Source organism: Halodesulfovibrio sp. MK-HDV (assembly GCF_009914765.1).
Classification (GTDB): domain Bacteria; phylum Desulfobacterota; class Desulfovibrionia; order Desulfovibrionales; family Desulfovibrionaceae; genus Halodesulfovibrio.
The window spans coordinates 54,219-70,077 of sequence record NZ_WYDS01000003.1 but is presented as its reverse complement, the minus strand read 5'-3'; the positions used below and the strand labels follow the sequence as shown (position 1 = coordinate 70,077).

Below are 15,859 nucleotides of genomic sequence, written 5' to 3'. Positions count from 1 at the left end.
ACCTGCTGTTTATCCTCTAAAGAAAAGGGTTACCATGTTCCTCTATTATTACTGTGCCGCTCATTCAAATCCTTGATATTTTCACAGACGGGATACTCAACATACGTACATTTTTCTATTTGTGCCTATTCTCATGCGAAGAACACAAACCATACGCGTTGTGCAGTCGAGTTTATGCCAACTCCCGTCTATTCTCCGGCACAGTTAAGGAACCATCCTTGTAGGTTACCACATTTATCACGAAGCTGTGTTTGCGCATTCATGATCTGCCTATGTTGGATTATATCACAGCTATGGCTCACTTTTAGACCTTTTTTCTTAAACACATTCCCCTATATCTTCACAAACGTGAATTCTATAGTGAAATTTATACAGGGACTTATAATAGTTACGACGAATGCAGCTTGACCTATTCAGACAACTACCCTAGATTTCATATATTATGAATTGGGATTGGGAAAAACTGCAAGAAAAGCGGCAGAGGCAATCGGGGCAAGGGCCTAACTGGGGTGGAACACCTCCAGAAGGCAATGATTCTGACCCGATCGGCGATGGCCTAAAGAAACTCCGAGGAATTAACTTTCCTGCGGGCAAGCTCGTTCTTGCCCTAGTAGTTCTTTTTTGGCTCGCATCCGGCATTTACATTGTGCAACCTGATGAAGAAGGTGTTGTCCTCCAGTTCGGCAAATATGTTGCCACAACTGGTCCTGGACCACATTACCATCTTCCTTACCCTGTTGAGACAGTTTATAAACCTAAAGTGTCTCAAATCCGCCGTATTGAGGTCGGGTTCCGATCTACTGGTAAAGCATCGTCTTTCCAGCAGGGACAGTCCCGTACTGTAAAGGCGGAGTCACTCATGCTTACTGGTGATGAGAACATCGTTGATGTTCAGTTCATTGTTCAGTACCGCATCAGCAACGCTGTGGACTACCTGTTTAATGTTACCCAGCAGGCTGTCACTGTTAAAAGTGCTGCCGAAGCCGCCATGCGCGAAGTTATCGGCCACAACCAGATTGACAATGCTCTGACTGAAGGGAAACTGAAAATTCAGAACGACTGCCGCCAACTGCTGCAGGATATTCTGAATCGTTACAAAGCAGGCATTCAGATTGTTGCGGTGCAAATGCAGGACGTTCATCCTCCGAAAGAGGTTGTTGACGCATTTAAAGACGTTGCAAGTGCCCGTGAAGACCGCAGCCGTATTATCAACGAAGCTGAGGCCTACAGTAACGACATTCTGCCAAAAGCACGTGGTGCCGCAGCAGAAATCGTTAACAAAGCAGAGGCATACAAAGAGTCTACCGTTAGCAAAGCTCAGGGTGATGCATCAAGATTCCTTGCAATCCTTGCTGAGTATAATCAGGCTAAATCCATTACCAGAAAGAGAATGTATTTAGAAGCTATGGAAAACGTTTTCAGTGGTTCCGGAGTGAACAAAGTGATTGTACCTAACAAAGGCGTTACTCCAACCATTCCATTTTTACCGCTCAACGACAGCAGTAACAGCATGATGAAGGGGAGTAAGTAATGAAAAAAACAACTACTCCTATTCTTATTCTGCTGGTTCTTATTGTCGCTGTAGTATTCCAGTCTGCCTTTATTGTTCAGCAGACTGAAAAGGCTATTGTTCTCCAGCTTGGTAAACCGGACAATAATGTTTATGGACCTGGTCTGCACTTCAAAATCCCGTTCATCCAGAACGTCATCTACTTTGATGCCCGTCTTCTGGAGTACGATGCACAGCCTGCGGAAGCCCTTACAAAAGACAAAAAAGCTCTTGTATTGGACAACTACGCTCGTTGGAGCATTGTGAACCCTCTCCTCTTCTACCAGACCGTCCGTACAATTCCGGGTGCTCAGGCACGCCTTGATGATATTGTATACTCCCAGTTGCGTGCAGCGCTTGGTCACTACACGCTTACTGAAATTGTTTCGACTGAACGTGACAACATCATGCAAATGGTTACCAAACGTTCATCAGAATTAATTTCTGCATACGGTATCAAGATTGTTGATGTGCGTATTAAACGCACCGACCTTCCACCGGAGAACCAGCGTGCTATTTTCGGACGTATGCGTGCAGAACGTGAACGTCAGGCAAAGCAGTACCGCTCCGAAGGCCAACAGCAGTCTATTACTATTAAGTCTCTGGCAAACAGAGAACGTACAATCATTCTTGCGAAAGCAAACAAAGAGTCCGAGATCATTCGTGGTCTGGGCGACGCTAGCGCAACTAAGATTTACGCAGAATCGCTTGGTAAAGATGAAGAGTTCTACAACTTCCAGCGTTCACTGGAAGCATACCAGGACAGCTTCAGAAACAATACTCGCATCATCGTGACACCGGACAATAAGTTCCTTCAAGAAATGCAGTAGAAAAAACAATGCATAAGAGCGTAGCAGCATCATTTAAAAATGCCGCTACGCTCTTTTTTATGTTTACATTTTTTCTGATGAAATTTTCAGCAATTTACACTACTCTCTCATACAATGATGATGCCTTGAACTTCCCGCACAACGAAGAGTAAAGGGCATCACACAGCAATACTCACAGCATTGATTTACAATTTTTAATGAATATCCATACGCCGTGATATTGACAAAGCATTGCAAATCCGTCCACAAAGAGTGTTTGCATATACTAAGAGTTTAAAAACTTTTAGTCATCTTGAGACCTACTATCGGGGTTTTTTGATGTTTTTTGCATGAGAACAATGTTTCTATTGTTTCGCAGACTGCGTTGATTGTTTCATACAATCATGCCGCAGCACTACTCACAATACCCAGCAATTTTCAACGACAAGACTAGCCCCCGTAAGCTTGAGCTTATTCTAACGTCTTGGCGGGAGAGACACCGTGTCCACCTTTGATGAAGTTTTTGAACGTATAAAACTTGCTACAAACACCAGAACTCAGGTTGAATTGGCGGAAGTTCTTGATATTCGCCAATCAAGTATCTCTGACGCAAAGCGTCGTGATTCTGTTCCATCTGACTGGTACATGAAGCTATTTGAAAAGTTTGGTCTTAATCCGGACTGGCTTAAAAAAGGCGTCGGCCCTATGTACTTGCGTACAGAGGAAGACGGCTACCAGCCTGTTGAAGGCCCTGCTGCGGGACGGGTTTTTGAAAACCCTGCTAAATTTGGTGATCCAGATGCACGCAGCGCTGTCGTAACAATTCACTCCATGCAGAATGTTGAAGTTACCAACGAAAGTGAAGAGACTCGTCGCTTCACTAGTGTTGGCAAACTTTCCATCCCACAATCTTTTGCTGGTGCTACTATTCAAATTTTCCGTGTTGATGCTTGCAGCATGGAACCTCTTATTAAAAAAGGGGCTTATGTTGGTCTTGATACTGCTCAAACCAACATCCTTTCAGGTGAAATTTACGGTGTATACGTTCCGTACGAAGGTATCTCCATTAAACGCATCTTCTTGGATGCAGCAAATCAGCGTTTCATTCTGCGCAGTGAAAACCCTGCTCACCCTGAGCAGTACTTGCCAATGGACCGCTGTACAGAAGACGTTGTAGGCCGCGTTGTCTGGAATCTCCAGACCATGTAGTCACGCAAATTTCGGTTGCAAAAGGCGGTCATCTTGATCGCCTTTTTTTTGTATTTTTACTAAAAAATTCCCCATACTCCGCCTAGACAACCACATGCATTTATTGCATATACATCAAGAGCTTTACGTATTCACATCTTCATAATAGCAAACCATTGCTGTTTGAAATCTCATACGCCGCATGCGCTCAAACGTGTTTCCGCATGCCAGCACGTGCGGCAGAGCGGAGAAAGACATGGCCTCTATAAGTATACTTGTGGTTGATGACGAACGCATTGTTGCGCTTGATATTAAAGGTACACTGGAAACCCTCGGGTACAGTGTCTGTGCTGTTGCCAATACGGCAGAAAGCGCACTACAGGCAGCTGAAAAACATTCCCCAGATTTAGTTCTTATGGATATTAACCTTAAGGGCGAAATGGACGGGATTGCTATTGCGCATCTGTTCAACGCTAAGTATGCAATTCCAGTTGTCTTTCTCACCGCTTATTCAGATAGAGGCACTTTCGACCGCGCCAAGTCTTCCAACCCTTATGGGTTCATTCTCAAGCCTTTTGATGCAAGAAAACTCCATTCTGCCATCGAGATTGCGCTTATTAAACATTCCGAAGAAGCACGCCTGACAGAAGCTAGGCAAAAGGCAGAATTGGAAAATAGTGCTAAATCCAGCTTTTTTGCAAATATGAGCCATGAAATCCGCAATTCACTCAACGGAATTGTAGGTATGACAGACCTCGCCTTAGAGACAGCGCTGGACAAAGACCAGAAAGAATACATGACTACGGTGCTGGATTCAGCAGAAAATTTACTCGATATTTTGAATGACATCCTCGACCTCTCCCGTATCGAAGCACGAAAAATGTCGCTGACTCCAAAACGGTTTGATCTTGAAAAACTTATCAACAAAATTATTCGCACACAGACACCGAAAGCTCACCAGAAAAACCTTACCATTACCTACGATATTCCTGCCTTTGTTCCTACACTCTTAAAGGGCGACCCCACCCGTGTCTCGCAAATTATTACCAACCTGCTTTCCAACGCTATCAAATTTACAGAGCAAGGAAGCATTTCCCTTGAGATCTCTGACCTTGCAACACTGGGTACCTATACCGAACAACAGCATGTGCCCGCTCCCAAATACCGCATGCTTCTCTTCTCTGTTCGCGACACGGGCGTCGGCATTACAGAAGAAGAGCAAAACTACATTTTTGAACCATACAAACAGGTACTTGCAGAAGGGACAATCCCTATCCGTGGAACAGGACTGGGGCTTGCCATTTGTCGTGACCTTGTAGAACTCATGAATGGAACGATATGGGTGCGAAGTAAGGCTGGCGCAGGAAGTACATTCCATTTCACCGCTCAGTTTGAACACGGCGAGACGGAAGAACAAGTAATCGAACCGGGCCCGATTCCAGAATTCCCTATGGGGCTTCAGGTGGCCATTGCCGATAATAATGTTGTCGGACAAAAGTTGCTTCTTGAGCTCTTGGAGAAGAAAGGTTTTACATGCCATGTAACATCAAACGGAGCAGAGCTGCTTGAATTGCTTGCCTCCGAATCCATTGATCTAGTCATTACTGAGATCAAGCTCCCTTTCCTTACCGGCTTGGAAGCTATGCACCATATCCGTTCTGGAACTATTCCGGAAACCCCGACAGATTTACCGATTATCGCAGTAACAGCATTTGCCCTTAAAGGTGATAAAGAACGATTTATTGAGGCTGGTATGAACGGGTATGTAGCGAAACCGATACATGCTTCTGAATTTTATCGTGAGATTGCACGAGTACTTCAACCGGAAGAACTACCGGCACAGCCCGAACCTGAGATTGAAGAAACAGACATGACGCAGCTTCTGGACGTGGAAGGAACATTAGTGCGCCTTGAAGACGACACAGAGCTTATATGCAGGCTCTACTCTCTCTTTGTAGACGAAGTGGCGGAACGTCTGTATGGATTGAAACTCTTTTTACAGGAAAACGCCTATGATAATGCAGCACTGCATAGTCAGGCCTTTGCAGCGGCAGCATTTAATATCGGCGCAAATAGTTTGGGCAATGCCCTCATACAAGTCCACAACGCGATAACCAATGAAAAGAAAATTCCTATTGAGCAGTTGCAGCAGCTCGAAGCACTCACCATTAAGACCACAAAAGAAATTACGCGCAATATAGAGAAGCTCTCTTAATATTACTTAGTCGGGAGACCTCATGGCTCAGCTACTGCCAACTGCTACATTATCATACTCGACCTCCCAATTGCCGGAAGCAGTTTCCAGCCTGTTGCGTCAGTTAAGCGATACGTGCGCTTCTGACCAGAGTCTCGATCTCGACTATGTACGAAATTTTTTTTCATCATCATTAGGGTGGGAACGCAAAGACGTTCTTCAAAACCTTAAAGGGCAACTCCTTGAGCCGGAGAACCTCTCAACGCTTTCTCATCACATCCAGCTACAGATGGCAGGAAAAGTCAGCTCGTTTCCTTTATTTTTTCTCGACACATACGGTCAGCGAGTAACAATTCTCGTACATCCACGCCCGCTGCGTCTTGCTGACGGAAGTAAGCAGATAAGTAGCACGCTGTCTTTGGGCTCAGACATCTACCCGACGCAAAAACAATCTGACCGCCAACGTCTTAACTTGCTCGCTATACTTGATAAGCTTCCAGAATTCGTAGCATTAGTTACACCCCAATTTACGTTACGGTACATCAACAAACCGTTCCGTGAACAAGTGCAGCTAACAACAGGGGACTCCTGTTACTACGCATTCACCGGAAATGCAGAACTTTCCGGCACACCAACGCATCCATATTTGCCACCGTTTGATGTATTCGAAACAGGCTCTCCATCATTTTCTGCATGGAAAAGTCCACGTTCTGGACGTTCGTACCGCTTTTTAAGCTACCCATTCACCGATACGGACGGGGAACAGCTTATTCTGCTTATGGGGCTTGATATTACACAGCTGACCCGTTTTCAAGAAAAGCTCGCCATCACAGAGCGTCAGTATCATCTGATCACCAACAACCTTTCGCTGGCAATCGCGGTTGTGGATGGTCAACGGAACATTACGGCAGCAAACCGGCAGTTCCGCAAATGGTTTAAGTTGCAAAACGAATCGTACCCTGTCAGTTGCCCTCCCATTCTCACGACGCTCGATGAAGATGGAGAATGCCTGCTCGACAAAACCACAAGTCTCACAATTTCAGATGGAAAAGAGCATGAGTGTGAATTCTCTACTGCACTTGATGGAGCAGAAACCACATTCCGGATCACGGCATGTCCGCTGCATCGAACCAAATTATTTTCGTCAGCGATTATTCTTCTGGAAGATATTACCGAAAAGAAAAAGATAGCTCAGCGCACCCAGCAGATGCGTAAACTGGAAGCCATGAGCACTCTTGCTGCCGGTATCGCCCATGAAATCAACCAGCCATTGTCGGCACTGCGCCTTTATGCCAGTGGACTGGATTTAATGGTCGAACAGCGTGGCAGCGTACCAACCGAAATTTTGCAGGAACGTCTTGGGTGGATTTTACGAGAAACCGGAACCATTGAAGACATAATTACACACATGCGCTCACTTGTACGCCATCAGGGCTCATTCCCGCTTCAGCGATCGGATGTGAACTATGCCGTCGTGCAATCCCTCACATTACTGCAAAGCAAGCTGGAAACCCGAAATGTCAGCATACACGAAGAACTACAGGACAACCTGCCCCCTGTACTCGCGTTGCCGATCCAGCTGGAACAGATTGTCATCAATATTGTGATGAACGCTGCTCATGCATTAGAAGATGAAGAGGGACGGCGCAGTATTACAATTACTACCCGCGAAACAGATGACGGTTACGTCCAACTCAGTATCAGGGATAACGGCCCCGGTCTGAAGGGACTTGGCGAAAAGATATTTGATCCTTTCTTTACCACAAAAGAATCCGGGAAAAATATGGGACTGGGACTTGCTCTGGTGCACACGTTTGTTACCAGCTGGGAAGGAACTATCACGGCTAAGTCCCCGTTATCCGATAACCACGGGACATTAATTAAAATTTTACTTCCACAGGCTCCGGCTGCTTAAGAGATCTGTATGCGAATACTCATAGTTGATGACAATTCCACAAGCCTGCAAAGTCTGAGCGTTGTGCTCACAGACTTAGGGCATCAGCCAAGCACATTCAGCGATCCTGTAGCAGCGCTGAATCATGCAAAAGAAAGCTACTACCCGCTTATTATTACAGACATAAAAATGCCGACACTGGACGGCCTTTCTATGCTTGCAGAACTGAAAGCATGCAAAACCAGCAAGCGCAGTGATGTAATAATTATCACCGGTCATGGGGACATGGACACAGCCATTACAGCGCTGAGAAACGGTGCGTATGACTACTTGAATAAGCCGATAAATGCACGGGAGCTTGCAGCTGCGGTTGAACGCAGTTCCGAACACCAGATTCTGCTTTTTGAAAATACAGACCTGAAGCAGAATATGGAAGAAAGGGTTGCTGAGGCCAAAGAATCTTTACAGGAAGATTTAGAAAAGATGCGCTCTCAACTGCGCAATGTATCGGGTATTGGAGAAGTTATTTCCGGATCATCGCGAATGCAGGAAATAATCCGCGATGCCACAATTTTTCACCATGAACCCGACGTCCCTGTTCTTATTGAAGGGGAAACCGGTACGGGTAAAGAGGTCATCGCGCGGCTTGTTCACCACGGGGAAACCCATTGTGATTCCCCGTTTGTTGCCCTTAACTGCTCTGCCATTGCTGAATCACTGTTTGAAAGTGAACTCTTCGGATATGAAGCAGGAGCCTACACCGGTTCTCGTGCCGGTGGTTCTGCCGGTAAACTCGAACTGGCAGGCAACGGTACACTATTTTTAGATGAAATTGCTGAAATGCCTCTGAACTTACAGCCCAAACTGCTGCGTGTACTGGAAGAGAGAACCTTTTATAGGGTCGGCGGCTTGCAGAAAAAGCACTTTGCTGCCCGCATCATTGGTGCTGGTAACAAAAACATCGAATTGATGGTGGAAGAAGGTCTTTTCCGCCGCGATTTGTATCACAGGCTCACTGTAGGACACTTACGTCTTCCGCCATTACGGGAACGTCAAAATGACATTACGGAAATGGCTTCTTTGTTCCTGCGCAAGCAAGTTAAACGCAAGGGAAAGCGTTTTGCCTCCATTGCTCCTGAAACTCATACCCTGCTCAGGGATTATCCGTGGCCGGGGAACGTGCGCGAACTGGAAAATACTATAGAACGTGCTGTTCTTATTCATGACGACATCGTGCTCCGTCCGGAACACTTGGAATTTATCACATCATCCTATGCAGCAAGAGCAGTTCAGGAAATATCTTCATCACTGCCATCGGCACCGCATCTGCCATCTATTGATATAGCGTCTTCCACTATTATTTTACCGGATACGCCATTCAAGCTGGAAGATGTAACCCAATCGGTCATTCGCAAAGCACTGTCGAAATTTGACGGAAACAAAACAAAAGCAGCTGAGTATCTGGGTATTTCCAGATATGCACTCTATCGAAAGATTTCATAACGTGTTCGATTCCGCACAACGTGCGTTTCCGCACGTTCGATTTCGCACTTTTTTGCTCATTATTCTGTAGTTAGAACCAGCCGAACAACAGCAAATACGTAACATGTTGTTTTATAGATTCTTTTTTAGCAAGACAAAACTTAACTTTTTGGCATGATAGATGCTATAAGACAACCAGACGGTTGGATTGCCAGCGATTAGGCGTCCCCCCCCCAACGTACCAACCGTCGTGCTTAGGATCTGAATACGGTACGGACTATAACTGACTTCCCCCCCCTACAGTTATAGTTCTATTTCCGAGGCGTAGATTCAGACCAACCTATCTTGCCCCCTGTAATCATCCCCCCCCCGATTACAGGGGGCTATCTTATGGACGCAGCAAAGCGCTCAACGCCAATGGCGAGAGTCGCATTCCAGCCCTGTCCAAGACAGCCCTAGGTTCCGTATAATCTGGTGACGTCTGCTTTAACTACTTCAGAAATATCAAGACGGGATTCAATAGCAGCCGCAAGTTGCCCCATGGAATCAAATACTGGGGAAACACTCACAAGCCATAGCGCAGCCGTTCCATCAGGGTATATCCCTTCTTCAGTCACGACCACTGGTTCCTTCGAAATAAAGACTTTTGCCACAGGACAATTGCCTCCGGGAAATTCACGGGTGCAAACATGCCGACAGGAACGTCCTTCAGCAATGGCAAAAGTTTCCATAAATGCATTGTTAGCATGAACAATGGTGAAGGAGGTATCGACTACAGATACATAGCCCGGCATACCTTTGAAAAGGGATTCGAAATACGAACGACGCTCCGTGGCATTCTGCATTCGTCTGCTGAATACTTCACCGGAACGAACAAGCGCCATGGTCAACGCATCAAGTTCGAGTTCTTTGGGGATTTCGGTAGGAAGAGGTGCGCTACCAAGCTCTGTTGCAGTATGGGTAAGCGCTTCAAGGGGACGACACACCAGCCCTCTGCATAACTTATTAAACATGTAATAGAAGCAGGGAACAGTAATGGCGGCACAGCAAGCCATGAGCCATAAAATGTCCAAAGGCGTAAGGGGAGAGCTCGCAGCAAGCGTAAGCAATGCACAAAGCACGACCAGCCNTGAGCAGCTAAAAAAAATTGCAGCTGCAACAGCAAACTTTGTTGCTATAGAAAATTTTGCATTACGGAATAGTAACAAGAATCACCCCCCTATGTATTCGTTGCAACATACTAGCACACAGCGGGTCAGGTGCAAAATCATCATTATACTGTTAAATATCAGGATATTAAAAAAGCGACTTCAATCTGTAATCTCAGATTAAAATCGCTTCTTGTCGTTTTTTGAATCAATTACTCAACAGCTTCAAAAAATTCCTTTTCTGCGCCGCAAAGTGGACAAACCCAGTCTTCAGGCAAATTTTCAAATGATGTTTCAGGTGGAATATTGCTTTCTATATCGCCAAGTTCAGGGTCATACACATAACCACATGGGCATTCGTATTTTTTCATTCGTTCCTCCAGGGGGAAAATCTTTTACTTAGGCGCATACTATGCACAGAACAAATTACCTTAGCAAGGGAATTATCTACGATCATTATTAGAGCTTTTCCGTACAAATTGATTCAATCTGTTTAACAACATAGGGAAGAATATTACGTACGAGAACCTTAACACCCGCGGCATTAGGATGATGCCCGTCTTTCTGATTCAGTGAATGGTCCAGCGCAACCCCTTCAAGGAAAAACGGATAAAATGCTACATTATATTTAGCGGCAAGATCTGGAAATGCTGCATCAAATTTATCCACGTATTTCTTCCCGAAATGGGGAAGCGAATACATTCCGGTAAACAGCAACCGAATCTTCACATCCTGAATTTCACAAATCATTTCTGCCAGATTACTCTTCATGCGCGGCACACTCCGATGCTGCAACATATCGTTCGCCCCTAACTCCAAAATTATGATGTCCGGTCTGGTCAATAATATTCTTGGTAAACGGGCAAGCCCCTGCGCAGTTGTATTTCCTTCAACACCATCATTTTCTACAACAACAGAATATCCCAGTTCCCGCAGTGTATTCTGCAACACAACAGGAAACGAATTCATTGCGTTATCGAGTCCGAATCCGGAAATCAGACTGTCGCCAAAAGCGGAAATGAAAAATATTTTACCGGGTGGGCACACAAAACCCTGCGCTTCCGGCGTGAAATGCGCCAATCCTGTTTTTGGATACACTCTCGAATGACTAGGAATAGGGGTATACTTAGCATGTAAACGAAGTGGAGAAGCATCCGCAGGCACCGCCACAGCAACCAACGGTGAAGATAGTTGAGCACAATTTCCCCAGCTGCACGCGGCAAACAAAAAAAGTACCAATACACCTGCATAGATGCGTCCGCACCGCATCAGTCGATCATATCTCATCATCTTCTCCATAATGCCGTATTACGTGTTGAGTGTTGTCTGTCTCAACCAGTATACACCGGACACTACATAAAAAAATGATATGAATGGTATACCTTTAGCCACTCTCCGAGGGGCGGGCTCTGCCCTGCACCCGCAAGGGGGACGCCCCCTTGACCGCGAAGCTGGACTACCTTTCTATGCGATTTATTTAGGAATATAAGAGATCGTAATCAATTTTGGAGGATAGAAAGAAAAGAATAAAAGGCAAATAACAGGCTGAAAGAACACTCTTTTTGACGCGTTAGTTGTTCTCAAGTCATGAGAAGTTACAAGTACGACAAATAAAATATTCCCTCAGCCTTTAAAGACATATGCTTTGTTGATTACAAATCGATCAACTCAACGTCATCAACTTCGATAGGCAGCCCCAGAAACCAGCTACCAGTTCGAGCAAAGCGTGAAATATCGTCTGTGGTAAGAAAATGTGTTCTTCCACAAGATGTTTCTTTACGAAGCAGTCCGCGTGCTGAAAGCATTTTCTTCACTTCCTGCGCTGTGGTTTCTGCTGAATCAACAATGTGGATAGAATCTCCCACGACATTGCGAATAGATGGCGCAAGCAGAGGGAAATGGGTGCAACCGAGCACAACTGTGTCCGGTGCTTTTTTTTGTGCAGATTCAAGCGGGGAAGCAAACAAAGGATCTAGATAACGCGCCACAATACCTTCCACGAGATCGCCATCAGTCCACCCTTCTTCTGCAAGAGGAACAAACAACGGACACGGAAGTCCTGTAACCTGAATATCTGGACGCAGCGCAAAAATTTCCCGCTGGTAGGCATTACCGCGAATGGTTGATTCTGTAGCAAGCACGACAATACTACCATTCTCTGTTGCTGCACAACTTGCAGCAGCACCGGGTTTTACAACGCCCAGCACAGGAATATCTGGAAACGCCTTCTGCAATGGTTCAATAGCTACAGAGCTTGCAGTATTGCAGGCGATAACAAGCATTTTAACACCACGTTCCACTAATTTTCCTGCGGCCTGCACGGCATAGCGGACAATGGTTTCCTGACTTTTAGTTCCGTAAGGCAAGCGTGCTGTATCACCAAGATACAATATTTCTTCGCACGGCAAGGTAGAACGTAATGCTTTAAGCACAGTTAACCCGCCAACACCGGAATCAAACAGTCCAATAGGAAGAGAAGTCATTCTATTATCTCCAACCTCTATTCATCATTATATCTGGCCACCCTGTATGGCTGCGCTGAACCTACTCCTGCTGCTAAAAAAGGCAAGTACAGCACGTATCATCTCCAGCATCCTACAAATCCACACTATTTCTTTTATTATCAATCAATATTAGTCACATATATACCACAGCTACATAGAATCGGGGAGTAAAATAGCGCATACTTTAACATCCACTAGTCACTCTTATTCTTGCTTATTTTAGCAAAATGCCTTGCGGGCCGGAGGATAGTATGCCGCAGAACAACAAACCCGTTCTCACTGAAGAAGAATCCATATTTTCCCGATACATAGAGCTTGCCGGAAACCCATCATTGCCTGTAACTCCAGGAACTTGCATAGGCAAAGTATTACGCCTTGAACATTTCCATCTCACATCAGAAGTTGGAAACAGTGAGGAAGAACTGGATCAACTGCATAATTATTCGATAGATACGGCAACAGATAAAATATACGCAACAGCTCTTGGGGTCCTCCATGTTGATAACAACAAGATTGTTGTGCGCCCAATTTTGTATCCGGCAAACGACGGCATGACTGTCTATGGTGACATCTACCATAAAGACTTTTCAGGAAACTCTCTTCTGCTCAGTAACTATGCAGCAGCTCTCTGGCAATTAGACGTTAACGCTCCCATAGATACAGCTCGGTTTAACGCCGCGTTGCGTAAGGCTATTTCAAATGGTTTGCCTGTTTGTATGGTACCAATTTGCAAAGGTAGACCTGCCATACATGAAGAGCCATCCGTAATTTTACCGCTATTACCGGAACGGGTATTACGCACTATGCAGGAATCATCCGAGCCAATAGATTTTAAGGATCAGGGCTTTTTTGCTGAAGTTCCTGCGCATACACCGGTTGCTATCGAAATGCCCACACCGGAATCATCTAATGGCTTTGATGTATACGGCAACGCATTACCCGTCATGGAACAAACCGCTCCCGTCAGTATAGGAAAAGAGAAGCCAGTATTAAGCATTGGAGATAATTTATTCGGCATTCCTCAGCATGGTGGGCACACCGTATACTATTCCGAACGCAAAGGTCTCATGAGTATCCGCGACGATATTTTATCCATCACCGACGTTTTGCGCATTGAGGGTGATGTGAACATGAAGACTGGCAATATCGTTGTGAAACGAGGCTCTGTGCATATTACAGGCTCAATCACAGCAGGCTTTACAGTAGAAGCACCGCAACACGTTATTGTAGACGGTAATGTGGATCAGGGAAATATCACCTGTGGTGGCGATGTGTTTGTTTCCGGTGCGATTATTATGAACAAATCCAGCAGCGTAACCTCAAAAGGTTCTGTTTATGCCAATCACATGCATAATGCAGATGTTGTTGCGGCACATAGCATTGTGACCTCCGGTTCTATTGTGAATTCTGAACTCACAGCCGGAAGTGCCATCCGAACCTGTACAGACAAAGGGACAGTGCTTGGCAGCACGCTAATAGCAGGAAGTGAAATTAATATTGCCGGAGCTGGCGGCGAAAACGGTACTCCACCCATTCTTATTATTACAAATGAAGCAGACTCACCGAACGCTTTACGCAGAATAACATCTGAGGCTGAAACAGTTTTAGCGCAATCAATTTCAAAGCTGGATGACTGGATTAAAAAAAGTCAGGAAAAAGAGCTTACCGGCTCCATGCGTCAACGGGCAGACAAGTTGCTTCAAAAAGCCAAACGAATTCGTAAATCCATCGTCAACCGTGTTACCCCACGCGCCACACATCCTATTCATCGCGTCATGATACGCGGTTCCGTAGCGGCAGGTACACTTGTGACCATGCACGGGCAAACGCTGACGATTGAACATCCGCTCCCAAAACTTTCTATGGAACTGGAAAACCACCAGCGAGCAGTTAAATCTCAACATTTAACTCATTAGGCTACGGACACAAGTACCGTTTCCATAAACGTTTTACGCTGCTCCGCAGTAACCGGACTGGATGAAATGTTTCCGGCGTAAGCTGATACGGAAGTATGAATCCACCAGCATCAAACTCGTATGGCGATGCAAGTACGTACTCAAGTTGTTCCTCAAAAGCGCCGCGTAGATTTTTGCGTTGTAGCTCGCCCCATAACGGCATTTCGTCAACTGTGCATCCCAAGACAGAATACAACGCAGTATCCAAAGAGACGGGATCACCAGCCGCGCCAATGAGTCCCAAAGAATACGGTGCTCCGCCGCTGGGTCCTGTTTTATGCATACAGACAATACCGTCCGCAACACTCACAGCTGGCGGCAATGCCAAAGCAACATCCACAAGCAATTCTCTAAAAGCGTTTGCCTTATCCCCGTGCGTAGAATGCGCAATAGCTTTACGAACCCCGCTCACACAGCCAAATAAATTTTTCACCGCAAAAGTTGTCCGCATTTGCGTGTGGGCTTTCATCCGCGGCACATTGAACAACATATCGCATTCAAGCGCGCTACGGGATATACCGATAGAAGTGCCGCTTTCAAACTTCACGCACGTTGGAGAATCTAACGTAATAAGTGGAACAGTTAGACGCTCCAACCCTTCCAGCAAGCCGATACTCCGAGCAACAGACGCAGCAGAACCAAAGGCGGGGGAATCGCCCACTGTAACTGAGCATCCGTATTCAAGCAGTGTTTCGCACACGGCTTCCACAACAACAGGATGCGTACAACAAAGCCCGTTGCTATCGACCTTCAGAAAATTAGGCTTCACCAAAACCTTTGCCCCTGTCGAAGGTGCAAAGTGAATAGCCTGCAAACAATCCCTTACAGCCTCATGCACAGCGCGATATTCATACTCTACGCAATGCGTCAATGCCACTGGAATCAATCCTTCAGCCGTTTGCTGCTCTAATTTCGTCAATACATTCTCCATTGCTACACCGTCATACACACATCTTTTGCGCCTTCTCTAATGACACAGCTACCCCACACAGACACTACAAAATACGGCTGAAGATCCCTCCAGAAAAGACAACCAACGCATGCATAGAGTGCAAAAATATTATTATCCTCACCACCTGTTCCTTGTCATCAAAAAAGCACGCACCAACCTCATAGAACTCCCATGAATTCATGCC

At 45.6% G+C, this 15,859-nt stretch carries 12 protein-coding genes and 1 pseudogene; 7 read left to right on the top strand and 6 right to left on the bottom strand.

Annotated features, from left to right (window positions below; translation table 11 throughout):
• Positions 1-442: 442 nt before the first annotated feature.
• The 6 genes from hflK (at position 443) to MKHDV_RS02970 (ending at position 9,137) form a co-directional block, all read left to right on the top strand.
• Entirely contained in the window at positions 443-1,531 is a 1,089-nt protein-coding gene (gene hflK / locus MKHDV_RS02995) for an FtsH protease activity modulator HflK (protein ID WP_160712126.1), read from the top strand.
• The gene (gene hflC / locus MKHDV_RS02990) at positions 1,531-2,379 is read left to right on the top strand and encodes a protease modulator HflC (protein ID WP_160712124.1); all 849 of its coding nucleotides are present in this window, start codon (positions 1,531-1,533) and stop codon (positions 2,377-2,379) included. The genes hflK and hflC overlap by 1 nt, the downstream gene beginning before the upstream one ends.
• Before the next feature lie 480 nt (positions 2,380-2,859).
• Positions 2,860-3,567 carry a LexA family transcriptional regulator gene (locus MKHDV_RS02985; RefSeq protein WP_160712122.1) on the top strand — a complete coding sequence of 236 codons (708 nt, stop codon included), beginning with the start codon at positions 2,860-2,862 and terminating at the stop codon, positions 3,565-3,567.
• 235 nt (positions 3,568-3,802) lie between these two features.
• Complete coding sequence (locus MKHDV_RS02980; RefSeq protein ID WP_160712120.1) at positions 3,803-5,761, top strand: response regulator; 1,959 nt, start codon at positions 3,803-3,805, stop codon at positions 5,759-5,761.
• Positions 5,762-5,783: 22 nt separating this feature from the next.
• Positions 5,784-7,655 carry an ATP-binding protein gene (locus MKHDV_RS02975; RefSeq protein ID WP_160712118.1) on the top strand — a complete coding sequence of 624 codons (1,872 nt, stop codon included), beginning with the start codon at positions 5,784-5,786 and terminating at the stop codon, positions 7,653-7,655.
• 9 nt (positions 7,656-7,664) lie between these two features.
• Positions 7,665-9,137, top strand: a complete 1,473-nt coding sequence (locus tag MKHDV_RS02970; protein ID WP_160712116.1) for a sigma-54 dependent transcriptional regulator — start codon at positions 7,665-7,667, stop codon at positions 9,135-9,137.
• Between the two features lie 434 nt (positions 9,138-9,571).
• Here the strand turns inward: MKHDV_RS02970 and MKHDV_RS19165 are convergent, their stop codons facing one another.
• From MKHDV_RS19165 to murI, 4 genes are all read right to left on the bottom strand, one after another.
• On the bottom strand, positions 9,572-9,910 hold the full coding sequence (locus MKHDV_RS19165) for a PAS domain-containing protein (protein WP_371416010.1): 339 nt from the start codon (positions 9,908-9,910) through the stop codon (positions 9,572-9,574).
• A 566-nt stretch (positions 9,911-10,476) separates the two neighbouring features.
• Positions 10,477-10,635 carry a rubredoxin gene (locus MKHDV_RS02960; RefSeq protein WP_160712112.1) on the bottom strand — a complete coding sequence of 53 codons (159 nt, stop codon included), beginning with the start codon at positions 10,633-10,635 and terminating at the stop codon, positions 10,477-10,479.
• 88 nt (positions 10,636-10,723) lie between these two features.
• The gene (locus MKHDV_RS02955; protein ID WP_160712110.1) at positions 10,724-11,551 is read right to left on the bottom strand and encodes an arylesterase; all 828 of its coding nucleotides are present in this window, start codon (positions 11,549-11,551) and stop codon (positions 10,724-10,726) included.
• Positions 11,552-11,916: 365 nt separating this feature from the next.
• Positions 11,917-12,747, bottom strand: coding sequence for a glutamate racemase (murI, locus tag MKHDV_RS02950; protein WP_160712108.1), 831 nt, complete (start codon positions 12,745-12,747; stop codon positions 11,917-11,919).
• Between the two features lie 272 nt (positions 12,748-13,019).
• On the opposite strand from murI, the gene MKHDV_RS02945 reads away from it, so the two are divergent.
• Positions 13,020-14,684, top strand: coding sequence for a FapA family protein (locus MKHDV_RS02945; RefSeq protein ID WP_160712106.1), 1,665 nt, complete (start codon positions 13,020-13,022; stop codon positions 14,682-14,684).
• Between the two features lies 1 nt (position 14,685).
• Here the strand turns inward: MKHDV_RS02945 and MKHDV_RS02940 are convergent, their stop codons facing one another.
• Both MKHDV_RS02940 and MKHDV_RS19160 read right to left on the bottom strand, forming a co-directional pair.
• Positions 14,686-15,642, bottom strand: a complete 957-nt coding sequence (locus tag MKHDV_RS02940) for a DUF362 domain-containing protein (protein ID WP_160712104.1) — start codon at positions 15,640-15,642, stop codon at positions 14,686-14,688.
• Between the two features lie 60 nt (positions 15,643-15,702).
• A pseudogene (locus MKHDV_RS19160) lies at positions 15,703-15,771 on the bottom strand (hypothetical protein); the annotation flags it as partial.
• Between the last annotated feature and the right edge of the window lie 88 nt (positions 15,772-15,859).